Source organism: Sinomonas sp. ASV486 (assembly GCF_030908215.1).
GTDB lineage: Bacteria > Actinomycetota > Actinomycetes > Actinomycetales > Micrococcaceae > Sinomonas > Sinomonas puerhi.
Map to the genome: position 1 here is coordinate 96921 of NZ_JAVFJK010000004.1, position 21120 is coordinate 118040.

Genomic DNA, 21120 nt, shown 5'->3' on the forward strand with positions numbered 1-21120 from the left:
GTATGGGCCCCCCCCCCCGCGGGGGGGGGCCCCCCGGGGGGGGCCCCCCGCCGTCGTGCGGGTCTTTGGGCCTTGGCCGCACGCCCCCGTGCCGGACAGAATGGGGGCGGCATCTACCGCTTCGTGAGAGGGAGTCCCATGACTCGAACATCTGTGGTCACCGGCGCCGCCTCGGGCATCGGCAAGGCAACCAAGCAACTGCTTGAGCAGCGGGGAGAACGCGTCATCGGCGCCGACATCCGCGATGCGGAGGTGGTCGCCGATCTGTCGGAGCCGGCGGGCCGGGCCGCGCTGGTCGAGGAGGTGCGCCGGCTCAGCGGCGGCTCGATCGATGCCGTCTACGCCGTGGCGGGGCTGGCCACCGCCACCGTCGCCACCGTGGCCGTGAACTTCTTCGGCACCGTCGCAACGCTCGAAGGCCTCCGACCGCTCCTCCTCGGCTCCCCCGCGCCGCGGGCTGTGCTCGTGTCCTCGATGGCCGCCCTCATGCCCAGCGATGAGGAACTCGTCGCCCTGCTCACCGCCGGAGACGAGCAGACGGCGCTGGCCCGCGCCGAAATCCTCGCCAAGGAGCCCGCGACCACGGGCCGGCTCATCTATGCCTCCACCAAGCTCGCGCTCTCGCGGTGGGTCCGCAGGCAGGCCTCCACCTCGCAGTGGGCTGGCGAAGGGATCCCGCTCAACGCCGTGGCCCCCGGCGTCATCTCCACCCCCATGACGGCCGATCTCATCGCGACGGACGAGGGACGGGTGGGCCTGCTGAAGGCGGTGCCCATGCCACTGAACGGCATCGCCGAGCCGGTAGTCGTTGCCCAGGCGCTGGCCTGGCTCGGGAGCGTGGAGAACACGCACCTGTGCGGGCAGATCGTCTACGTCGACGGCGGCAGCGACGTCGTCCTGCGGGGCGACTCCGTCTGGTAAGCCGCAGGGAGGCGGCAAGGCGACCACGCGCCGTCGTCCGGGCTGCTCAATGGCGAACCCGTCATGTCCCTGAAGTAGGCCGGACGTACGACGGCCCGTACCCGCCCTGTTCAGAGGCGGGCGGGCACGTGCCGTCGTGCGTCGCGTCAACTCGCGCGGGTCAGCAGGTCCGCTGCCGAGACGACCTCGCACATGGGCGAGAGCATCTGCATGAGTGCGAGCGCCTGCTCGTGGGCCTCGTCGGTCGCCCCGGCGCACGCGTCACGGACCACTGTGACGAAGCGACCGGCATCGGCGGCAGACAGAGCCGTCGACAGGACACAGCAGTCGGTGGCCACTCCGGCGAGGATCATCCTCTGCCCGATCGGGACCTGCGAGGCCAGTTCCGGACCCCATTTGCTGAAGGTCGGCGCATCGATGACACGGGCGCCTTGCGGGAGCTCCGAGACGAAGTCCCACTCGGGCGCCTCCGCTGGGAGGCGTGTGTCCGGCCACCGGTCGTAGTATGCCGACCACGAGCCTTCCTCATCGCCGTCGCGGACGAAGCGCGTGTAGACGATCGGGGTCGCCAGCGATTCTTCCAACGAGACGATGGCCTTGGCCGCCTGGTCGAAGCGCGGCACGTGCCAGACAGTCGTGTCGCGGAAGACCCGCTGCATGTCGATCACCACGAGTGTGCCCGCCGGACCTGCGCCTGCCGTGCTCACAGGGTCTGCGCCTGAGGGCTGCCGTCGAGGAGCTCGTGGCCCGAGAGGCGGCGGAGGCGGTAGGTGGCGAAGTAGACCAGTGCCGCCACAGCTGCGCCGACGTAGTAGGAGAGGTCGCCGATCTGGGGGAACGCCGCAGCGATCGGCCCTGTGTAGATCGAGGACATCCAGAAGGGGGAGGAGAGGACGACGCCCGCAGCCCAGGCGACGAAGCCCCATTCGACCTTGCGCTTCTTGTCGAAGAGCTCACGCAGGCCGCGGTCGGTGCGCCGGCCACCGAAGAGATAATCGCACACGAGGACGGCAACGTAGGGGGCGATGCAGTAGGCAGTCAGGTTGAGGAAGGCCGTGAAGCCCTCATTGAACCCATTCTGGCCCCAGAGGGCCACAAGGTAGGAGGCCACGCAGATCACGACGACGCCGATGTGACGCTTGACCGGGATGCCCATGGTCTGGATTGAGATCGCGCCACCGTAGACGTTCAGGAAGTTCTGCGTGAACGAGGACAGGGCGACGATGCCGAGGCCGATCGGGGCCCAAGGGCCCATGAGCTCCTTGAGCGCGCCGATGCTGTCCGTCGCAGTCGCGGCCGATCCAAGGACCGTGCCGAGTACGCCCATCCAGACCATCGTCACGGAGTTGCCGAGCATGGTTGCCCACCCTGCTCCGCGCCGGTTGCCCGGCGTGTTCGGGAGATAACGGGAGTAGTCGGAGGCGAACGGCATCCACGCGACGATGAACGAGAAGAACCAGCCGAAGAAGACGATCCAGCCGCCCACGCCGTTGAAGCCCTCCGCTGCGGTGTTGACCTCGTTGACGATGTGGCCGTTGGCGGCCGCGACGATGGTGATGAAGACGAAGCCAATGACGAGCACGAACGAGAGGATCCGCTGGAGGAAATGGATCAGGTTGTACCCGATCACCGCGACAGCTAGCTGGATGCCCATCAGGATCAGCGACGACACCCAGAAGGGGATGTCGGTCAGCAGGGCGATGGCCTGCCCGCCGAGGATGACCGTCACGGCAGCCCAGCCAATGCCAGCGAACACGTTGACGTAGGCGACGGGGAAGAGGTTACCCACGAAGCCCAAGGGCCCTCGACCCTGCATCTGCTGGGGTACGCCAAGACGCACGCCCATGGCCGAGAGATAGCCCATCCCCGCGGAGGAGATGACGCCCGCGAGGACGATCGCGAGCACGGCTGCCCAGAACGGGAGCCCGAAGTACGTCGCACTGAAACCCAGGACGACGATGGGGAAGTTCATGCCGGCGGCAAACCAGAGGAAGAACTGGGAGCGAGGCCTTCCATGACGCTCGACGTCGGGGATGTGTTCGACGCCGTACGGCTCAATCTTGGTGAGGCTGTCGCGGTAGCCGCGGTCTTCGGCGATGCTGTCTTCGCTGACTGCACGCATGGTGTCAGGGCTCATGATTGTCCTAAGGTTGGAAGCGCACATTGTGCGCTGCTTTCTGAGCAGTTTCGGCTGGGGTGGCCATGTTCCCCTGCAACGGTGCTGGCCACCTCGGCTTTCTACAGTTCGACGAGCTGGGCGCCGTCGAAGAAGTGGCCGGCCTTGTAGACCATAGGCGCGGCGTCGGCAACCTCCGCGTGGCGTACGCGCCCGACGAAGATCGTGTGGGTCTTGGCCTGGAATCGCTCCTTGATCTCGGCCTCTAGACAGGCACCGGACCGGTCGATGAGCGGTGACCCGTTGGGGCCGGCGTGCCAATCGAGGTCCGCGAACTTGTCCGCTGCCTTTGAGGCGAAGGTCCGCACCGTAGCGAACTGCTCATTGCTGAGGATGTTGATACCCAGGTGACTCGACTGGAAGAGCGCAGAGTACGTTGATGATGTCTTCTGGACACAGACCAGCACGAGCGGCGGGTCGAGGGAGATCGAAGCGAAGGAATTCGCCGCGAGACCGCGCGGGGTACCCGTCTCATCGACAGTCGTCACCACGGTGACTCCCGTAATGAACTGTCGGTTGAAGCCCTTCATCACGTCCTGCATGAGGGTACCGGCGAACTCGTCCACGACGACGTCGGGGATCTCGTCCTCGAAGGCAGATCCAAGAGACGGGACCCCGAGATGAGCCAGGAGCTCACCCGCGTCCCACGTGACGCGCTCGGAGGCGATGCGGCCATCGCGAAGCGTCAGGGCATTGGACCCGTGGGTGACGACGCGGCGGCCCGTGGGCGGCACTCCTCGGAGCGGATTCGCGAACGTGCCGGTGGACGTCCAGAAGACTGCCATGTCGTCGCCGTTGGTGATGACCTTGTCGATGCGGGTCGCGAGATCAGGGAACGCCACCCTGACGTCCAGGATCTCCTGCTTGAGCTCCTTCAGGCCCGTGGCCTTCTGCGTTCCCGTGCTCTCGCGCCGGTAGTCGTCCGTGACTATCGCATCGAAGGCATCAACGTTGCCTTCATCCCAGGCTGCCGTCCAAGCTGCTGTGACGCTGTGATTGATCGTCTGTTGCATGCCAAAACCGTACGACGTGATGTGATGCACGTCAACACTCTTCTAAATTTTCCCGTGTTTGCAAGGCTTTTAGTCTTCCTCTTGACGTAGTCCTTGTATGCAACCTAGGTTTGATGCATGCAAGAGATGGTGCAACTTCGTCCCGAGGACCGAGCTACAAGAGAAGAGCCAACCCTCTTGGACAAGCTGCGCAGGCTTGTCCTGAGCGGGGAGTACCCGCCAGGGGCCCCCCTCCCGGAGATGTTCCTGGCACAGGAGTTCGACGTAAGCAGGACTCCAGTCCGGGAGGCGCTCAAGCAGCTCGAGAACGAGGGCCTCGTGGAGATCCGCCCAAAGGTCGGCACATTCGTCCGGATCCCCACGCGACGCGAGATCGTCGAGCTGTTCCAGCTCAAGGAGAGCCTGGAAGGACTCGCCGCCAATCTGTTGGCCAGGCGGGGCCCGGTGCCGGAGATTACAGCGCTTTGGCAGAACATCGAGGCATCTGAGCGCGCCGAACGGAACCGCGACAGCGGTGCCTATGCCGAACTCGTGCACGACTTCCACTGGACTCTGGTGACAGGCTCCGACAACTCGAAGCTGATCGAGCACTACGGGCGGCTTATGAACCAGCTCGCTTACCACCGCATTGTGCTCAAGACCGTCGAGCGTCCTGCGCGGATGCGCGCATCCATCGGGGAGCATCGCGCCGTTCTGGACGCCGTCGAGGACAAGGACCCTATTGGCGCCGAACTAGCAATGCGCAGCCATGTCAACGCTTCCAGCCTCGCCGCTGCTCGCGAGGAGGACACGCAGGAGACCGCGCAAAGCTGACAGTTCGTCCCTCGCTTCACCCAGCGCCTTGCGCTGCGGTACCGACCGTTTGGCGTCCGCGCCAGATCCACAAGAAAAGGAGTCGCACCATGTGCTCCGCCGCCCTCTCCGCCCCCGCCAAGGACACCCAACAGGTGGCCACCAACATTGAAGAAGCCGCCCGAACCGTGGGCGTCCGCAGGATCATCGTCCAACAGGAGGAGATCCTCCGCGACGGCCCCGGTCCCATGATCACGAGCGTCACCCGTGCCGTAGCTGCTGCAGTCATCCGCAACCCCTGGGCCGGCTCGGACGTCTCGACCGATCTGGCGCCCGAAATGGAACGGATCGCACCCATCCTCGCCAAGGTGCTCACCGACCGTCTCAAGGATGTGCTGGGCGGAGCTGACGAGATCGAGGCATTCGGGAAGTCGGCCATCGTCGGGCTCGCCGGTGAGACAGAGCACGCCGCAGCCCTCATCCACACGCCCTTCTACGGGAACCTCGTAAGAGAGTTCCTCGGCGGATCCTCGATCCTCTGCTTCTCTGACGACCGTTCAGAGGCGGGGACGTCGATTGCCGTTCCCATGTGGCACAAGACCGCAGCCGCCACACGAAGCCATTACCAGACCATCACGCTGAGCGTGAGCGACGCGCCCCATTCGCACGAGATCGTCGTAGTCGCGGCCGCCTCAACCGGGCCCCGGCCCCATCCGCGCATCGGCGACCGTACGACCGACCGCCCCGTGACCGCTGAAATCCTGGAGGAAATCCTGCCATGAAGATCCGCAAGATCGTCACCCTGTCCGAAGAGACCCTGACCGAGGGCAACCGCCCTGTCTCCCCGGCTGCACGTGTCGCCGTCGCCATCGCCGTCCTGGAGAATCCTTGGGCCGGACAGGGCTTCGTCGAGGACCTGACGGACGGCATCGAAGCCACCGCCTCCGATCTGGGCGCGCTCTTGACGCCCAAGGTCGTGGAGGCGCTGGGCGCTCCGATTGAGGCCTACGGGAAGGCCGCCATTGTCGGCATCAACGGCGAGATCGAGCACGGGTCGGCCCTCATCCATACGCTGAAGTTTGGCGACCACTACCGTCGCGCCGCGCAGGCGACCACCCTCCTGCCGGCCGTCGAGAAGCGGGCCGCGGCAGGGACGGTGTTCGACATCCCCATGAAGCACATCACCGACGCGACCATCCGCTCCCACCACCAGACCGTCGAGGTCAGGATCGCCGACGCACCCCACCCCGGTGAGATCCTCATCGCGCTCGCAGCATCAGCGCAGGGGCGGCCGCAGGAGCGCCTTGCACCCCTGTCCACCGAGCGGTGAAGGGCATGTCCACAGTTCCCGTTGTCCTCCTCCACGGCGTCGGCCTCGACTCATCCATGTGGAAGCCTGTCCAGGAAGCGCTCAGGCGGGAGTCAGTTGCCATGGACCTCCCGGGCCACGGAGAGCAGCCGCCCCTGACGGAGCCGGTGACGCTCGCCGAGATGGCCGACGGCGTGCTGGGGCGGCTTCCCGAGCGCGGCCACCTCGTCGGGTTCTCGCTCGGGGCGCTCGTGGCACAGTACATCGCGAGGTTCCACCCTGAGCGTGTCGAGACGCTGACCTGCGTGAGCTCGGTGTGCGAGCGCACTGACGCCGAGTCCGGCGCCGTCGAGGGCAGGCTCACCGCCGCGGAGGCCGATTTCTCCTCGAGCACCGAGGCCTCAATCTCACGCTGGTACACGGGAACCGCGGTGCCCGCGGCCCTCGTCGAGGCCACCCGGAGGGTGCTTCGTACCAACGATCCCGAGTCCTTCCTGCACGCTTATCGCGTGTTCGCACACGGGGACGCGGTCATCGGACCCGAGCTGGGGCGCATCGCCGTCCCGACGCTCGCCGTCACCGGCGAGCTGGACCCCGGGTCCACCCCGGACATGACCCGACGTCTGGTCGCCGCCATCCCCGGGGCGAGGGCACTCATTGTGCCGGGCGCCCGGCACATGCTTCCCGTTCAGGATCCCCAAGCCCTGGTCCGGGCGATCAACGAGTTCATCCACGAAACCGAAGGAGTAGTCGCGTGACGCTTCGACTCGACCATTTCATCGGGGGCACGTGGTCCGCCCCCGCCAGCGGCGAGTACTTCGCCAGCACCAACCCCGCCACCCTCGACGTGCTCTACGAGGCCGCGCGCGGCACCGACGAGGACGTCCGCCGCGCGGTGGCCGCGGCCCGCAGCGCGTTCGAGTCGCGCCAGTGGCGCGACCTCACGGCGACCAAGCGCGGGCACCTGCTCCGGCGTCTCGGAGATCTGGTTGTCGAACACGCGGAGGAACTCGCGGAGTTCGAGACCCTGGACAACGGCAAGCTCCTGCGCGAGATGCGCGGCCAGCTCGCCACGCTGCCCGAGTACCTCTACTACTACGCAGGCCTGGCCGACAAGGTCCAAGGCAGCCAGATCCCTACGAGCTCGATCACCATGCTGAACTACACGCAGCGCGAGCCGCTCGGCGTCGTCGGCGCCATCACGCCGTGGAACTCACCGCTCACGCTGACCACGTCGAAACTCGCCCCCGCGCTCGCCGCGGGCAACACGATCGTCATCAAGCCAAGCGAGTACACGTCGCGGACCATCCTCCGGTTCGCCGAGCTCGCCTCCCAGGCCGGGTTCCCCGACGGCGTGGTGAACGTGGTCACGGGCTTCGGCAACGAGGCGGGTGCGGCGCTCGTGAGCCACCGGGACATCGCCAAGATCTCGTTCACCGGATCCACCCTGACGGGTGCCCGTATCGCCGCCGAGACGGCGTCGCGGTTCATCGGCTCCACCCTCGAGCTCGGTGGCAAGAGCCCCAACATCGTCTTCGGCGACGCCGACGTCGCCAACGCCGCGATGGGCGTGGTCGCCGGGATCTTCGCGGCAGCGGGGCAGACCTGCATCGCCGGGAGCCGGGTCTTCGCGCACCGCAGCGTGTACGACGAGCTCGTCGAGCGGGTCTCCGAGCGGGCCGCCTCCATCATCGTCGGGGACCCGCTCGTCGATGCCACCGAGCTCGGCCCGCTCGCCTTCGGCGCCCAGCTCGAGAAGGTGAGCTCGTATGTGGACCTCGGGGTCAGCGAGGGCGCGACCGTCCGCACGGGCGGCGGGCGGCCCGACGTCGATCTCGCCGGCTACTTCTACTCGCCCACCGTCCTGACCGACGTCGACAACTCGATGCGAGTAGTGCGCGAGGAGATCTTCGGTCCCGTCGCGGCGATCATGCCGTTCGACACCGAGGACGATGTAGTCGGAATGGCGAACGACACCGACTACGGGCTCGCCGCCGGCGTCTGGACCCAGAACCTCGCGCGCGCCCACCGCATGGCCCGCAGGCTCGACGCCGGCACCGTGTGGGTCAACACCTACCGTGCCATGTCGCCCATGTCGCCCCGCCAGGGTTTCAAGAGCTCCGGGGTCGGCATCGAGCACGGCCTCGAGTCGATGCACGAATACACGCGGCTCAAGAGCATCTGGATCAACACCGACGAGGGCCCGGTCTCCGACCCGTTCGTCATGCGCGGCTGAAAGGTCACACCCATGCCACTCATCGACGTATCCATCGCCCGCGGGCGCACCCCAGAGGAACTGCGCGCGTTCATCGACGCGCTCCACCAGGCGGCAGAGAGCACCGTGGGTGCACTCCCCGAGAACACCACTGTCATCGTCCGCGAGATCGAGCATGAGCACTGGTCCCGCGGCAACCAGACCATCGCCGAACGCGCCACCGCTGCTGGGCAGCTCTAGAAAAAGGAGTCACTGATGCGCTTCTCCCTCTTCGTCCACATGGAACGCTGGGACGAGTCCGTCTCGCACCGCGAGTGCTTCGAGAATCTCACGGAACTCGCGCTCATCGCCGAGGCGGGCGGCTTCAGCACCGTCTGGATCGGCGAGCACCACTCCATGGAGTACACGATCTCCCCGAGCCCGCTCCCGCAGCTCGCATACCTCGCCGCGCGCACGTCCCGCATCCGCCTCGGTGCAGGCACGATCATCGCACCCTTCTGGAACCCGCTCCGCGCGGCTGGCGAGACCGCGCTGCTCGACGTCATCAGCAACGGCCGCATGGAGGTGGGCCTCGCACGCGGCGCCTACCAGTTCGAGTTCGACCGCCTCATGGGCGGCATGTCCGCCGTCGACGGCGGCAAGCACCTCCGCGAGCTTGTACCGGCCGTACGTGCGCTCTGGGAGGGCGACTACGCGCACGACGGCGAGATCTGGCAGTTCCCCACCTCGACGAGCGTGCCCAAGCCGATCCAGAAGCCCACCCCTCCGATCTGGATCGCCGCCCGCGACATCTCCTCGCATGAGTTCGCGGTCGAGAACGGCTGCAACGTCATGGTGACTCCGCTCATGAAGGGCGACGAGGAGGTCGAGGACCTCGCGCGGAAGTTCGACTCTGCCATCGAGAAGAACCGCTCAGCGAACCCCGACGCCGAGCGCCCGGATCTCATGGTGCTACGCCACACCCATGTCCACTCGGCCGACGATCCCGAGGGCTGGCGGCGCCCCGCCGAGGGCATCCAGAAGTACTACAGGACGTTCGATGCCTGGTTCGGGAACAAGACCGCGCCCGTGAACGGCTTCCTCAAGCCCAGCCCCGTTGAGAAGTTCGCCGATCGCCCGGAGTTCCAGCCCGAATCGCTCCATAAGACGGCCATGATCGGAACGCCTGCGGAGATCATCGAACGGCTGCGCCACTACGAGGCCCTCGGCGTCACCGAATTCAGCATCTGGTCGGACAACAGCCTCACCCACGAGGAGAAAAAGCGCTCGCTCGAGCTCTTCATCGAGCAGGTGGCACCGGCGTTCCAGGAGCAGCCTGCGGCCGCGGCACGCTGACACCCCGCGGCTCCCGAGTACGACGGCGCGTGCCCACCTGAGGCGACCACGCGCCGTCGTCCGGGCCATCCCTGCCGGGTGGCAGACTGGACGGGTGCCAGATTCCGCGTCCGCCTCCCCCGCTGCCCCTCCGCTGACCGAGGCCCACCCGCGTCAGAGCGAATTCTCCTTCGAGGTCGGGACGCGCCTGACCGGACCGGACGGGGAGCCCACCCTCGGCCGTACCGGAACGATCACCACTCCGCACGGGACGATCCAGACGCCGGCGTTCATCGCCGTGGGCACCAAGGCGACGGTCAAGGCGGTGCTGCCCGAGTCCATCCGCGACCTCGGCGCGCAGGCAGTCCTCGCGAACGCGTACCACCTGTACCTCCAGCCCGGCCCGGACATCCTCGACGAGGCCGGCGGACTCGGGAAGTTCATGAACTGGGCAGGCCCCACGTTCACGGACTCCGGCGGCTTCCAGGTCATGAGCCTCGGTTCGGGGTTCAAGAAGGTCATCGACATGACCGGCCCGGGCGCCCCCGAGCAGGCGGGCGCTGACGACGCCGTTGCCCCCGGCAAGGAGCGCCTCGCCCACATTGACGACGACGGCGTGTGGTTCAAGAGCTACCTCAACGGGGACAAGCACCGGTTCACCCCCGAGATCTCGATGCAGGTCCAGCACCAGATCGGCGCGGACATCATGTTCGCTTTCGACGAGCTCACCACGCTGCACAACTCCCGCCGCTACCAGGAGGAGGCACTCGAACGGACGCGCCTGTGGGCCCAGCGCTGCGTGGCGGAGCACTTCCGCCTCACCGACGAGCGCGAGGGCAAGCCATACCAGGCCCTGTTCGGGGTCATCCAGGGCGCGCAGTATGAGGACCTGCGCCGCAAGGCCTGCCGCGACCTCGGCGAGATGCCGTTCGACGGGTTCGGGATCGGCGGGGCGCTCGAGAAGGAGAACCTCGGCACGATCGTCGGCTGGTGCTCCGAAATGCTCCCCGAGGACAAGCCCCGGCACCTGCTCGGGATTTCCGAGCCGGACGACATCTTCGTGGCCATCGAGGCCGGTGCCGACACGTTCGACTGCGTCTCGCCCACGCGCGTGGCCCGCAACTCCGCGTTCTACACGGCCGAGGGCCGCCTCAACCTCTCCGGCGCCAAGTACAGGCGCGACTGGGGGCCGCTCCAGGAGGGCTGCGACTGCTACACGTGCGCCAACTACTCCCGCGCGTACATCCGGCACCTCTACAAGGCGTCCGAGATGCTCTCGCACACGCTGATCTCGATCCACAACGAGCGCTTCGTGGTCCGGATGGTCGACGACGCCCGCCGCGCCATCGAGGACGGCACCTTCCACGAGTTCAAGGCCGAGACCCTCGGCCGCTACTACAGCGCCGCCAACGTCTAAGGCCCACGACGGCGCGTGGGCGCGTCACGCGCGGTGGTGCGCCGCCGTCCGCAGGCCGACGAGCGTCCCGACGATGAAGCACAGGACCGAGCCAACCACCACGAGCAGCGGCACCGTCCACGACCCGACGGCTGCGCGCACCGACCCCACGAGCGTCGGCGCAATCGCCCCAAAGGCGTAGCCGACGCCCTGCACGATCGCGGACATCCGCCCGGCAGCGGCCTGATCGCGGGCGATCGCGAGGATTGCGGTGAAGATGAGTGTGATCCCGCCGCCCTGCGCGGCCCCGCCGAAAGACGACCACAGAGGCCACAGGCCCGGAGCGGCCAGGAGCCCGAGCGGCACGGCCAGCCACAGCACGCCGAGCGTCACGACGGCCGTGGTCGTCCCGTACCGGCGGGACAGGAGCGGCGTTCCGAGCGCGCCGATGATCGCGAGGATCTGGAACAACGACGCCCCGGCTCCGGCGGCAGTCGAGGAAAGCCCAAGCTCATCGGTCAGGAGGCTCGGCAGCCAGGCGGTCACGCCGTAGTACGAGAACGCCTGGCCGCCGAACCCGACCACAAGCGCGACGATGACCGTCACGCCGCGGCGCCGACCGCCGTCGTGCACGGTGCTTTGCTCGGGGGCTACCGGTTCGGGCACGACGGCGCGCCGCACCCCGACCGCGGCGGCCCAGAACGCGAGGGCCACCACTGCGAAGAGCGAACTCGAGGCGAGCGCGAAGCGCCAGCCCAGAGCGTCGGCCAGGGGCGCGGACGCCACGGAGGTGATGAAGGAACCGACGTTGAGCGAGGCCGTGTACACGCCCATCGCCATACCCTGCCGCGCCGGCGTGAAGTCACGGCGGATGAGCAGGGGGACGGCAATGTTGCCGATCGTGATCGCGACGCCGATCAGCACCGTGCCGATCATGACGACGGCGGTCCCGTCGAGCGAACGGACCACCACGCCGGCAAGGACGCCGGCGAGTGTCAGGGTCGCGGCCACCTCGGCCCCGAACCGCCGCGCAGATAGGGACGCGAGCGGCGAGGCGAGGGCGAAGCATAGTACGGGAATGCCCGTGAGCAGCCCGAGCGCGCCGGGCGAGAGGTCGAGGTCGGCCGAGAGCGGTCTGGCGAGGGGCGCAACTGCCACGAAGGGCCCCCGCATGGTCAGGGCGATGAGGCCGATCGAAACGAGAAGCAGCCACGCGGCGGCCTTGGGGCGGTGGGTGTTCGTGGCGCTCATGTCCTCGTTCGTATCACGCCTGCGGCGCCGGAGCCGCCTCGGCCGCCGCGGGATCGACGCAGTGCGGTCCCTTCCGCTGTGGTGTGGGCCCCGAGCCGGTTGCCGCGCAGGCCGCTGCGGGGGTCACCCTGTGGCGCCGTACGGGCGTGGACGTGGCAGGCCGGGGGCGGCATGGCAGGCCGTGGCGCGGGCCTGTTATGCCCGCGAGGGCCTGTCATCGGGCGCGCTGCTCCGGGGCGTGCGGCGCGAACCCTGCGGAGCCCGGATGCGCCTGTGCCTGCGACCCCCAGCGGCCGCAGGCACAGGACAGTCGGCGCGGTCGGAACGAGCCGGGGCCTCAGCCCACCCGCGACGGCTCGCGGCCGTCGTCGTCCGCGGCCGTCGACGACGGCGCGGAGCCGGCCGCCACGGGGAGCTCACCGTAGGCGGCGCCGAACTCGTGGTCGAGCGGGGTGTGCGTCTTGTTCGGCAGGAAGAAGATGTACACGACTAGGGAGATAACGATCGTGATCGTCACGTACGTGAACAGCCACTCCTTGTGCCCGGCGCTCGTGAGCCATTCGCCGATGAACGGCACGGTGCCACCGAAGAGCGAGTTGGCCACGGCGTAGCCGAGGCCGACGCCGAGCGCGCGCACCGAGGAGGGGAACAGCTCCGCCTTCACCAGGGCGCTGATGGACGTGTAGTTCACGACGATCACGAGCCCCGCGAGCATGAGCCAGAACGCGATGGCCGGATCCTTGACGCCGGCGAGCGTGGACATGATGGGCCATGTGAAGACCGCCCCGAGCACGCCGAAGAGGATGAGCTGGGGCCGGCGGCCGAGCTTGTCGGAGATCAGGCCGAACACGGGCTGCAGGAGCATGAACACGAACAGGGCCCAGAAGTTGATGACCGAGGTCTGGGTCTTCGGGATGTGGGAGACGTTGTTCATGAAGCTCAGGATGTAGGTCGTGTAGAGGTAGAACGCGACCGTTCCGCCCATGGTGAGGAACACGACGACGAGGAACGGCTTCCAGTGCTTCGTGAACAGGAGCTTGAGCGTCCCGGGCTGGATGGCCTCGAACTCGCCACCCTCTCCGGACGCTGCGCGGGCGGCGGCTTTGAGCTGTTCCGGGGGGATGCTCTCGTCCATGGTGCGGCGCAGCCACAGGACGAGGAGCGCGGCGACGGCGCCTACCGCGAACGGGATGCGCCAGCCCCACGCCTTGAGGTCGGCCTCGCCGAGCGTCGTCTGGAGGATGATGAGCGAGAGCAGCGCGAGCACCTGGCCACCCACGAGCGTGACGTACTGGAAGCTCGAGAAGAAGCCGCGCCGCTTGGCGGTCGCGACCTCGGACATGTACGTGGCCGAGGTGCCGTACTCGCCGCCCACCGAGAATCCCTGGAGGAGCCGGGAGGCGTACATGAGGACGGTGGACCACACGCCGATCTGCGCGACGCCGGGCAGCACCGCGACGAGCAGCGAGCCGACGCCCATGAGGCTCACGCTGAGCGTGAGGGCGGCGCGGCGGCCGTGGCGGTCCGCGTAGCGGCCGAAGAACCATGAGCCCACGGGGCGCATGAGGAACGTCAGGGCGAAGGTCAGGTAGGCGTCGATCTGCGCCTGGACGGGGTCCTTGGTGCTGAAGAAGTACGTCGCGAAGTACGCCGAGAACGCCGCGTAGACGTAGAGGTCGTACCACTCGATGAGGTTTCCGGCGGATCCCTTGAGGGTGTTGGCGATGGCGCGCCGCGTCGCTGCGGCGCTGCCACCCTGGGCTTGGGTGAGGGTCATGCCCTCGACGTTAGGGGTGACGCCGGACACAGCCCAAGCCGGGGACGTGAGTCCTAACACTTCCTTAGGTCTTCGGAGTCACGCGGTACTCTCGGCGGTGGAGAGCGGGAGGAGAAGGCTATGCGGGTGCTGATCGTCGAGGACGACGACGCGATGGCCTCCGCGCTCGTCGCCGCCGTCGGCTCGGCAGGGCTGGACGCGACCCGCGTCAGCCGGGGCGCCGACGCGCTCCTGAAGCACCGCGAGCACGATGCGATCCTCCTCGACCTCGGCTTGCCGGACATGGACGGCCTCGAGGTGCTCCGCAAGCTCCGTCAGGTCACGCTCGCCCCGATCCTCATCCTCACCGCGCGCGACGACGAGCGCAGCGTGGTCCTCGGCCTGCGCTCCGGCGCGGACGACTACCTCGTCAAGCCCGTCAAACTCGTCGAGCTCCTGGCCCGCATCGAGGCTGTGGCACGCCGAACCATCCGCGCAGGCGGCGCGGAGCCGCACCGGTTCCGCGTCGGGCAGGTGAGCATAGACCTCGACAGGCGCGTTGCCGCCGTCGGCGATCGCGAGCTGAACCTCACGGCGACCGAGTACGAGTTGCTCGCGCTCCTCGCGCGCCACGCCGGCTCGGTCGTGACGCGGGAGCAGATCCTCGACGCCCTCTGGGGCGACGCGTTCGTGGCGAGCTCGCGGTCCCTCGACGTGCACCTCACGGGCCTGCGCTCCAAGCTCAAGCTGCCGGGGTTCATCATCAACGTCCGCGGCGTCGGGTACCGCCTCGAGGGGCCTGCGCAGGGCGGACAGCGTCCGTGAGGCTGCGGGTCCTGGGCGTCCTAAGCCTGTTCGCGCTGTTCATCGTCGTGGCGGTGTCCGCCTCGATCCTCGCCTCGGTGAGCCGTGAGCTCACCCAGGAGCTGCAGATCAACCGCGTCGCCGCGCTCAACCGGTTCGCGCAGGTGGCTGACGACGCGACGTCAAGCGGCGACACGGTCCCGCTCCAGCGCGACATGGACCGATACTCAGCCCTCTACGGCGAGGGCATCGTGGTGCGGACCCCGCAGGCCACGCTGACCTCCGGCGGCCTCAGCGCCAGCCGGACGGACGTGGGCGACGCCCTCGCCCAGGCCCGCCTCGGCCTCAGCAACACCTCGCTCGACGCCGTGCAGCCGTTCGGGCGGTCATCCCAGGTGATCGCGCGCTCGTTCGGAACGGCGAACCAGGTCCTCGGAGAGACGGCGCTCGAGGTCGATCTGGGCGCCGCGCAGCAGAAGCTGCGGGAGCGTTGGCTGCTCGTCGTCCTCGGGGCGGCGGCCGGGGCCGGCCTGCTCGTAGCCGGCGCGGAGCGGCTCACCGCGTGGGTGCTGCGGCCGGTGCACCGGCTCACGGACGCCGTGGCGGCGTTCGAGGAGTCGGGGCGTGCCACCCCCCTGCGCGAGGAGGGGCCACCGGAGCTGCAGCGGCTCTCGCGGGCCTTCTCGACCATGGCCGAGCACGTGAGCGAGAGCATGGAGGCCCAGCGACAGCTCATCGCGGACGCCTCGCACCAGCTCCGCAACCCCATCGGCGCGCTGCGCCTGCGCACGGACCTCCTTGCCCTCGCCCTCGAGACACCCGCCCAGAAGGATGCCGCCGCAGGCATGACCCGAGAGCTCGAGCACGTCGAGGAGATCCTCGACGGTCTCCTGCGCCTCGCCTCCGCCGAGCACCGCGTCCAGGAGGGCCTCGCCCCCGGCGGCGCGGGGTCGTCCCTCGGCGAGCGCGCCGGGGTCCTCGACGCCTGGACGGTCCTCGCGGACGCCGCAGGCCGCGTCGCACCCCTCGCTGAGGGCGCCAGCGCCCGCATCGAGATCGCGGATCCGCCGGCCCAGCCACTCCGGTTCAGGGGAAACCGCTCGGACCTCACGGACATCGTCGGGGAGCTGCTCGAGAATGCGATCAAGCACGGCGCGCCGGAGGGCGCCGCACGCAGCACGGGCGCGAACGTGCGGGCGGGCGTCTCGCTGCGCGGCGGGACCGTGGTCATCGAGATCGCCGACGACGGCCCCGGCCTCACGCCCGAAGAGCGTGCCTCCTCGACCACCCGGTTCTGGCGCTCCCCGCGGACCGCGGGCACACGCGGCACGGGCCTGGGCCTGTCCATCGTCGAGCAGCTCGCCGGTGCCAACGGAGGCCGCCTCGTCCTCGCCGCCGCGGAGCCGCATGGCCTGGTCGCGCGGGTCGAGTTCCCCGAGTTCCCCGGGGTGCGCGAGGGCGCGCCTGAGGAAGGCACGCCGGACCCTGTGCACGAGGAGGCCGCGCCGGACACAGCCCATGGCTCGGTGCAGGGCTCGGCGCACGGCACTGCGCACGACGCCGGCCTCCCGCACGACGGCGCGGACGGCACCCGCGGCGGGGAGGGACACCATGCCTGAACGGCCCGGGGCGCCTGGGCCGACGGAGTTCCGTGTCACCCGCGCCCGGATCGCCCATGCCCCGCTCACCCGCCGCAGGTTCCTCCGCGCCGGGCTCGCGGCCGCCGCTTCGGGGCTCGTCCTCCCGGCGGCCGCCTGCGCCCCGGTCCCCCCGGCCGACTCGATCATGGTGGCCGGGGGCGAGCAGGGCGGCTTCTACCTCGAGTTCGCGACGCTCCTCGCGCAGTCGCTCGAACGGCACGGAGTGGCACGGCACGCGTCCACCCTCGAGACGGGCGGCAGCGTAGCCAACATGGACAGGATCGCCACCGGCGGCGCCGCTCTCGGGATCTCGCTCGCAGATGCCGCTGCCAACGGCATCAACAGCATCGCCGGCCCGGCGCCCTCGTCCGCCCCGGCATCCCCCAGACTCATGGCGCTCGCGAGGGTGTACGAGAACTATGTGCACTTGCTCGTGCGGAAGGACAGCGGCATCGCCGCGGTCGCCGACCTTGCGGGCCGCGCGGTGGGAGTCGGGGCGCCCGGGGCCGGGACGAGCTTCACGGCCCATCGCCTGCTGGAGGCGGCCGGCGTCACGGTCCGCGAGGAGTCCCTCGGCCTCAACCAGGGTCTCGCCGCTCTGCGCACCGGAGACATCGAGGCGCTGTTCTGGTCCGGCGGCGTCCCGACCGCCGCGGTTGCCACCGCGACGAAGGACGTCGGCCTGCGCCTGATCGACCTCTCGCCGCTCATCGCCCCGACCCGGGCCCGTTTCGGCGAGTACTACGAGCGGGTCCTCGTCCCCGCCGGCGCGTACGAGGGGATCCCATCGACGTGGACCGTGGGCGCCGCGAACCTGCTGCTGTGCCGCGAAGACCTCCACGCGGACACAGTCCGGGCCACCGTGAACCTGCTGCTCACGCACGCGAGCGAGCTCGTGCCGAGCACGAGCCTCGGGGTGCAGTTCCTGAGCCCCGAGACACTCATCAACACCGCGGGCATCCCGCTGCACCCCGCAGCCGAGGCGGCCTACCGTGAGTTCCACGGTTGACCGCCCCGCCCGTCTGGAAGTCACTCCTGGAAGTCACCTCCCAAAGGTCATCCCCCGCCGTTAGCCGGCCAGCCGCCGCAGCCTGATCGGCCACCAGATGCGGTCGCCGAGGTCGTAGCACAGGGCCGGGACCAGGAGCGAGCGCACGAGGATGGTGTCCAGCAGCACGCCGAACGCAACGATGAAGCTGATCTGCGCGAGGAACAGGACCGGCAGGACGCCCAGCGCCGCGAACGTCGCCGCGAGCACCACGCCCGCGGAGGTGATGACGCCGCCCGTTGACCGCAGGCCCCGGAGGATGCCCTCGCGGGTGCCGTGCTTGCGCGACTCCTCCCGGACCCGGCTCATGAGGAAGATGTTGTAGTCGATCCCCAGGGCCACGAGGAACACGAACCCGAACAGCGGCACGGACGCATCCGCACCCGGGAACTGGAACACGTTGTTGAACGCGAGGGCTGAGACTCCCAGCGAGGCGGCGAACGAGACCACCACGGTCCCCACGAGCAGCAGCGGCGCCACGATCGAGCGCAGCAGCAGCATGAGAATCACGAAAATCACGCCGAGGACCACGGGGATGATGAGGTTGCGGTCGTGGATCGTGGTCTCGTTGGTGTCGAGCTCGACGGCGGTCGGGCCGCCCACGAGGACTGCGCTTTGCCTATCGGCGCCTTGCCCACCGGCGCTTTGCCCGTCCGGCCCATGCCACCCCTTGGCGGCGATGTCGGATCGCATCGTTGTGATGGTCTGCTCGGCCTCGCTCGACTCGGGCGCGTTGGCCAGCGTGACCTCGAGCATGACCTTGCCGTCGACGGTGGTGCCGGACTGCCGCACGGAGCTGACTCCGGATTCGCCCTTGAGCAGGCTCGTGACATCGGCAGCCTTGGTCTCCGGCGCAATCACGACGGCGGGCTGGCCGGCCCCCGCGGGGAAGTGCGCCGCGAGCGCGGCCTGGCCGTCGCGGGCGTCGGAGTGGCCCACCACGAAGTCGCTGGTCGGGACGCCGTCCGCCTTGAAGCCGGTCATGCCTACGCCCATGCCGATGAGGATCACGAGCGAGGCAGCCCAGACCGTGCGCGGACGCGTGGCGATGAGTCGGGACACCCAGCCCCAGATGCCGCCGCGCCGGTCGGGCGACGCCGGAACCGCTTCGTTCCGCCCAGTCGCCGCCATCTTGCGCGGCCAGTAGGCGACCTTGCCGGCCCAGTACATGAGGGCGGGCAGGAGCGTGAGCGAGACGAGATAGGCGAACGCAATCCCGATCGCCGCGACGGGGCCGAGCGCCTTGTTCGAGTTCAGGTCGGAGAGCAGGAGGCACAGGAGCGCGGCAACTACGGTTCCGGCAGACGCGCTGATCGGCTCGAACGCCCCACGCAGCGCGGACCAGGTTGCTGCCGCCTTGGACTCGCGGACGGCGAGCTCCTCGCGATAGCGGGAGACGTACAGGAGCGAATAGTCCGTCGCGGCGCCGATCACGAGGATCATGAGGATGCCCTGCGTCTGCCCGGACAGGAGCAGCACCCCGGCCTTCGCGAGCGCGACGACGACCGCCATCGCTCCCGTCAGCGCGACGAGCGAGGATCCAAGCACGATGAGCGGTAGTAGCGGCGAGCGGTACACGATCACGAGGATCAGGAGCACGACGGCAAGCGCGACTACGAGCAGGAGCCCGTCAAGTCCGCTGAATGCGCCGGCGATGTCCGCCGAGAGGCCGGCGGGGCCGGTCACGTTGGCCTGAACACCGTCGATCCTGTGGTCCGCAAGGTCGGTGCGGATGTTCTTGACCGTGTCGGAGAGCTTGATGCCGACAGCCGGGTTGTTCTTCTCAAGCGGGAGGAACACGGTGGCGGCCTTGCCGTCCTCGGAGGGGACGAGGCGCGGCGCGTCGCCCGGGATCTGGTTGACGGCCACACCGTGCTCGCGGGCAAGGTCCTTCGCGAGCGCGGTGAGGTCCTGGGTTTCGACGGGCGTGAAGGCCGTGTCCTTGGAGAACACGATCGTCGCCGGGACGAGGGTGCCGTCGCGGAACAGGTCCGTCAGGTGCTGGACCTGGGTGGCCTCCGCGCTCGCAGGCAGGTGCTCGGACGCGTCGTTGACGGCGACCTTGTTCACCTCCCCGAACGCGCGCCCGCCCATGCCGAACACAGCGAGCCAGACGAGGATGAGGACTGCGGGCAGGAGGATGCGGAGCCAGCGGGGCGTGCGGGTGGGTGCCTTGGCCGAGCTCTTGCTAGGACTAGGAGTTGTTCGAGGTGCTGTTGTGGTCACACTCCAACGTTAGGAATCCGTGCGCGTCCATCCATCAACCGATAGGTTGACCCTCTTCGAACTGCCGATTCCGCCGCCTCCGCGCCCGCACTCTGCTGGCGCAGGTAGGCGTGCAGCACAGCCCGTGCCCTGAGGCGCTCCGGTCGACGAACGGGCTCATGCACTCGTAGTCCCCGCAGCGTCGAAGCCGACCCCGCAGCCCAGCTGCCACGAGCTGGAGCGACGCCCCCACGAGTTTGGCGGCCAGCAGCGACGCGAAGTCCCCTGAGGCCGAACGAACGGCGAGCATGTCCTGATCGGTGAGCCCCGGGACGAGGCGGAAGTCGATCGCGATGGCCGCCAGCTCGTCCCGGCACTCAGCCGCCTCCGGCGCCCACAGCGCGCGGGCCAGTCGATCACGCAGCCGGGTGACAGCCGCGACATCCTCGAAATCAGGCTCCGGACACGGCTCCGCGAAGGGCTGGGCGGCGGCTTCGTGCAGATCCTCTTCCTGCTCCTCTTCCTCGGGCGGCTCCCCATACCGTTCCCTGACCCTGATCCGTGCAGCCCGCACCAGTTCCTCGATGGTGGGAACACTGGAGTCGGACTCCACCGCGAGCCCGGCAGCCGTCGCGAACGTCACCAGCTGTCCCAAATAGTGGAGGCCCTCGGGAAGCCCTGGCGACGGCGCCGTCCCCAGGAGCGCCGTGAGCGCGGTCAATGCCCCTGCGTGCGTGACACTCGTGTCCCCCATGGCTCAAACCCTAGACGGCTGGGCCAGACACATCCCCCCGCGAAGTAACGCCATGAATGACGGCATGGCGTTACTCCGCGGGAGCAACACCGGTCTCCATGCCTTCGCGGACCTGGAGGCCTCGGCGCGCCTGTGGGGCCTCCGGACCTCTGAATTTCCCCGGGGTTTCGGCGTATCGTGAAGGAGCGAGTTGAATCGCACCGAGCTGAAGTGCACACCGTCTGGGGAGGACACCATGGGCCTTTTCAAGAAGCATGAGGAACCCGCCGAGACGGCCGGGGAGTCCGCGGCCGAGCGGGCCGAATCAGGGCCGGCCAAGACGGCACCGGAGGCGCGCAAGCCCAAGCGGGAGGCGCACGCCTTCAGGCAGGTCCCGCCGTATCCGATCAACGAAGAACTCGCAGACCGGATCGCCATGCGCGCGTACGGCGACGAGGACCACGATGGCCAGCCGGACATCCCGGCCCGGCCGTTCCCGGGGTGACCGGAGCAGGCGTCATCGACCTGACGTCATCGACCTGACGCG

20 protein-coding genes are annotated in these 21120 nt (G+C 68.7%); 13 read left to right on the forward strand and 7 right to left on the reverse strand.

Annotated elements, in window-relative coordinates:
- The first annotated feature begins 138 nt into the window (after window positions 1-138).
- Window positions 139-921, forward strand: coding sequence for an SDR family oxidoreductase (locus RBS60_RS07015; RefSeq protein ID WP_307956827.1), 783 nt, complete (start codon window positions 139-141; stop codon window positions 919-921).
- A gap of 146 nt (window positions 922-1067) precedes the next feature.
- On the opposite strand, the gene RBS60_RS07020 is transcribed toward RBS60_RS07015, so the two are convergent.
- The 3 genes from RBS60_RS07020 to RBS60_RS07030 all read right to left on the reverse strand — a co-directional run bounded on the left by RBS60_RS07020 (window position 1068) and on the right by RBS60_RS07030 (window position 4110).
- The gene (locus tag RBS60_RS07020) at window positions 1068-1628 is read right to left on the reverse strand and encodes a cysteine hydrolase (RefSeq protein ID WP_307956828.1); all 561 of its coding nucleotides are present in this window, start codon (window positions 1626-1628) and stop codon (window positions 1068-1070) included.
- A complete protein-coding gene (locus tag RBS60_RS07025) occupies window positions 1625-3058 on the reverse strand; it encodes a cytosine permease (RefSeq protein WP_307956829.1) in 1434 nt (477 codons plus the stop codon). The genes RBS60_RS07020 and RBS60_RS07025 overlap by 4 nt, the downstream gene beginning before the upstream one ends.
- A 101-nt stretch (window positions 3059-3159) precedes the next feature.
- Window positions 3160-4110, reverse strand: a complete 951-nt coding sequence (locus RBS60_RS07030; protein WP_307956830.1) for a flavin reductase — start codon at window positions 4108-4110, stop codon at window positions 3160-3162.
- A gap of 117 nt (window positions 4111-4227) precedes the next feature.
- Here RBS60_RS07030 and RBS60_RS07035 point away from each other — a divergent pair, with 117 nt between their 5' ends.
- From RBS60_RS07035 to tgt, 8 genes are all read left to right on the forward strand, one after another.
- Window positions 4228-4923 (forward strand): GntR family transcriptional regulator, encoded by a 696-nt coding sequence (locus tag RBS60_RS07035; RefSeq protein WP_307956831.1) that lies wholly within the window; start codon window positions 4228-4230, stop codon window positions 4921-4923.
- 89 nt (window positions 4924-5012) lie between these two features.
- Window positions 5013-5684, forward strand: a complete 672-nt coding sequence (locus RBS60_RS07040; protein WP_307956832.1) for an amino acid synthesis family protein — start codon at window positions 5013-5015, stop codon at window positions 5682-5684.
- Window positions 5681-6232, forward strand: coding sequence for an amino acid synthesis family protein (locus RBS60_RS07045; RefSeq protein ID WP_307956833.1), 552 nt, complete (start codon window positions 5681-5683; stop codon window positions 6230-6232). The genes RBS60_RS07040 and RBS60_RS07045 overlap by 4 nt, the downstream gene beginning before the upstream one ends.
- 5 nt (window positions 6233-6237) lie before the next feature.
- On the forward strand, window positions 6238-6969 hold the full coding sequence (locus tag RBS60_RS07050) for an alpha/beta fold hydrolase (protein WP_307956834.1): 732 nt from the start codon (window positions 6238-6240) through the stop codon (window positions 6967-6969).
- Complete coding sequence (locus tag RBS60_RS07055) at window positions 6966-8447, forward strand: aldehyde dehydrogenase (protein WP_307956835.1); 1482 nt, start codon at window positions 6966-6968, stop codon at window positions 8445-8447. Before RBS60_RS07050 ends, RBS60_RS07055 begins: the two co-directional genes overlap by 4 nt.
- A 12-nt stretch (window positions 8448-8459) precedes the next feature.
- On the forward strand, window positions 8460-8666 hold the full coding sequence (locus RBS60_RS07060) for a tautomerase family protein (RefSeq protein ID WP_307956836.1): 207 nt from the start codon (window positions 8460-8462) through the stop codon (window positions 8664-8666).
- Window positions 8667-8681: 15 nt separating this feature from the next.
- Window positions 8682-9761, forward strand: coding sequence for an LLM class flavin-dependent oxidoreductase (locus RBS60_RS07065; RefSeq protein ID WP_307956837.1), 1080 nt, complete (start codon window positions 8682-8684; stop codon window positions 9759-9761).
- Between the two features lie 94 nt (window positions 9762-9855).
- Window positions 9856-11157 (forward strand): tRNA guanosine(34) transglycosylase Tgt, encoded by a 1302-nt coding sequence (gene tgt, locus RBS60_RS07070; protein WP_307956838.1) that lies wholly within the window; start codon window positions 9856-9858, stop codon window positions 11155-11157.
- Window positions 11158-11181: 24 nt separating this feature from the next.
- On the opposite strand, the gene RBS60_RS07075 is transcribed toward tgt, so the two are convergent.
- The gene (locus RBS60_RS07075) at window positions 11182-12387 is read right to left on the reverse strand and encodes an MFS transporter (protein ID WP_307956839.1); all 1206 of its coding nucleotides are present in this window, start codon (window positions 12385-12387) and stop codon (window positions 11182-11184) included.
- A 337-nt stretch (window positions 12388-12724) separates the two neighbouring features.
- Window positions 12725-14164 carry an MFS transporter gene (locus tag RBS60_RS07080; protein ID WP_307956840.1) on the reverse strand — a complete coding sequence of 480 codons (1440 nt, stop codon included), beginning with the start codon at window positions 14162-14164 and terminating at the stop codon, window positions 12725-12727.
- Window positions 14165-14284: 120 nt separating this feature from the next.
- Between RBS60_RS07080 and RBS60_RS07085 the strand changes: the two genes are divergently transcribed.
- From RBS60_RS07085 to RBS60_RS07095, 3 genes are read left to right on the forward strand one after another with little or no spacing between them, the layout of a single operon-like run.
- Window positions 14285-14968, forward strand: a complete 684-nt coding sequence (locus RBS60_RS07085; RefSeq protein ID WP_307956841.1) for a response regulator transcription factor — start codon at window positions 14285-14287, stop codon at window positions 14966-14968.
- A complete protein-coding gene (locus RBS60_RS07090; protein ID WP_307956842.1) occupies window positions 14965-16566 on the forward strand; it encodes a HAMP domain-containing sensor histidine kinase in 1602 nt (533 codons plus the stop codon). The genes RBS60_RS07085 and RBS60_RS07090 overlap by 4 nt, the downstream gene beginning before the upstream one ends.
- Window positions 16559-17596: a TAXI family TRAP transporter solute-binding subunit gene (locus RBS60_RS07095; RefSeq protein WP_307956843.1), complete on the forward strand. Its 1038-nt coding sequence runs from the start codon at window positions 16559-16561 to the stop codon at window positions 17594-17596. Before RBS60_RS07090 ends, RBS60_RS07095 begins: the two co-directional genes overlap by 8 nt.
- 60 nt (window positions 17597-17656) lie before the next feature.
- Here the strand turns inward: RBS60_RS07095 and RBS60_RS07100 are convergent, their stop codons facing one another.
- The gene (locus tag RBS60_RS07100; RefSeq protein ID WP_307956844.1) at window positions 17657-19861 is read right to left on the reverse strand and encodes an MMPL family transporter; all 2205 of its coding nucleotides are present in this window, start codon (window positions 19859-19861) and stop codon (window positions 17657-17659) included.
- A gap of 34 nt (window positions 19862-19895) precedes the next feature.
- The gene (locus RBS60_RS07105) at window positions 19896-20594 is read right to left on the reverse strand and encodes a hypothetical protein (RefSeq protein ID WP_307956845.1); all 699 of its coding nucleotides are present in this window, start codon (window positions 20592-20594) and stop codon (window positions 19896-19898) included.
- A 235-nt stretch (window positions 20595-20829) separates the two neighbouring features.
- Here RBS60_RS07105 and RBS60_RS07110 point away from each other — a divergent pair, with 235 nt between their 5' ends.
- Entirely contained in the window at window positions 20830-21078 is a 249-nt protein-coding gene (locus tag RBS60_RS07110; RefSeq protein WP_307956846.1) for a hypothetical protein, read from the forward strand.
- Window positions 21079-21120 lie beyond the last annotated feature (42 nt).

Excerpts from the sequence above, each read along its gene's own strand:
- RBS60_RS07015 (WP_307956827.1), top strand. The coding sequence starts at position 139 with ATGACTCGAACATCTGTGGTCACCGGCGCCGCCTCGGGCATCGGCAAG.
- RBS60_RS07025 (WP_307956829.1), bottom strand. The coding sequence starts at position 3,058 with ATGAGCCCTGACACCATGCGTGCAGTCAGCGAAGACAGCATCGCCGAA.
- RBS60_RS07030 (WP_307956830.1), bottom strand. The coding sequence starts at position 4,110 with ATGCAACAGACGATCAATCACAGCGTCACAGCAGCTTGGACGGCAGCC.
- RBS60_RS07035 (WP_307956831.1), top strand. The coding sequence starts at position 4,228 with ATGCAAGAGATGGTGCAACTTCGTCCCGAGGACCGAGCTACAAGAGAA.
- RBS60_RS07040 (WP_307956832.1), top strand. The coding sequence starts at position 5,013 with ATGTGCTCCGCCGCCCTCTCCGCCCCCGCCAAGGACACCCAACAGGTG.
- RBS60_RS07045 (WP_307956833.1), top strand. The coding sequence starts at position 5,681 with ATGAAGATCCGCAAGATCGTCACCCTGTCCGAAGAGACCCTGACCGAG.
- RBS60_RS07050 (WP_307956834.1), top strand. The coding sequence starts at position 6,238 with ATGTCCACAGTTCCCGTTGTCCTCCTCCACGGCGTCGGCCTCGACTCA.
- RBS60_RS07060 (WP_307956836.1), top strand. The coding sequence starts at position 8,460 with ATGCCACTCATCGACGTATCCATCGCCCGCGGGCGCACCCCAGAGGAA.
- RBS60_RS07065 (WP_307956837.1), top strand. The coding sequence starts at position 8,682 with ATGCGCTTCTCCCTCTTCGTCCACATGGAACGCTGGGACGAGTCCGTC.
- RBS60_RS07075 (WP_307956839.1), bottom strand. The coding sequence starts at position 12,387 with ATGAGCGCCACGAACACCCACCGCCCCAAGGCCGCCGCGTGGCTGCTT.
- RBS60_RS07080 (WP_307956840.1), bottom strand. The coding sequence starts at position 14,164 with ATGACCCTCACCCAAGCCCAGGGTGGCAGCGCCGCAGCGACGCGGCGC.
- RBS60_RS07085 (WP_307956841.1), top strand. The coding sequence starts at position 14,285 with ATGCGGGTGCTGATCGTCGAGGACGACGACGCGATGGCCTCCGCGCTC.
- RBS60_RS07095 (WP_307956843.1), top strand. The coding sequence starts at position 16,559 with ATGCCTGAACGGCCCGGGGCGCCTGGGCCGACGGAGTTCCGTGTCACC.
- RBS60_RS07105 (WP_307956845.1), bottom strand. The coding sequence starts at position 20,594 with ATGGGGGACACGAGTGTCACGCACGCAGGGGCATTGACCGCGCTCACG.
- RBS60_RS07110 (WP_307956846.1), top strand. The coding sequence starts at position 20,830 with ATGGGCCTTTTCAAGAAGCATGAGGAACCCGCCGAGACGGCCGGGGAG.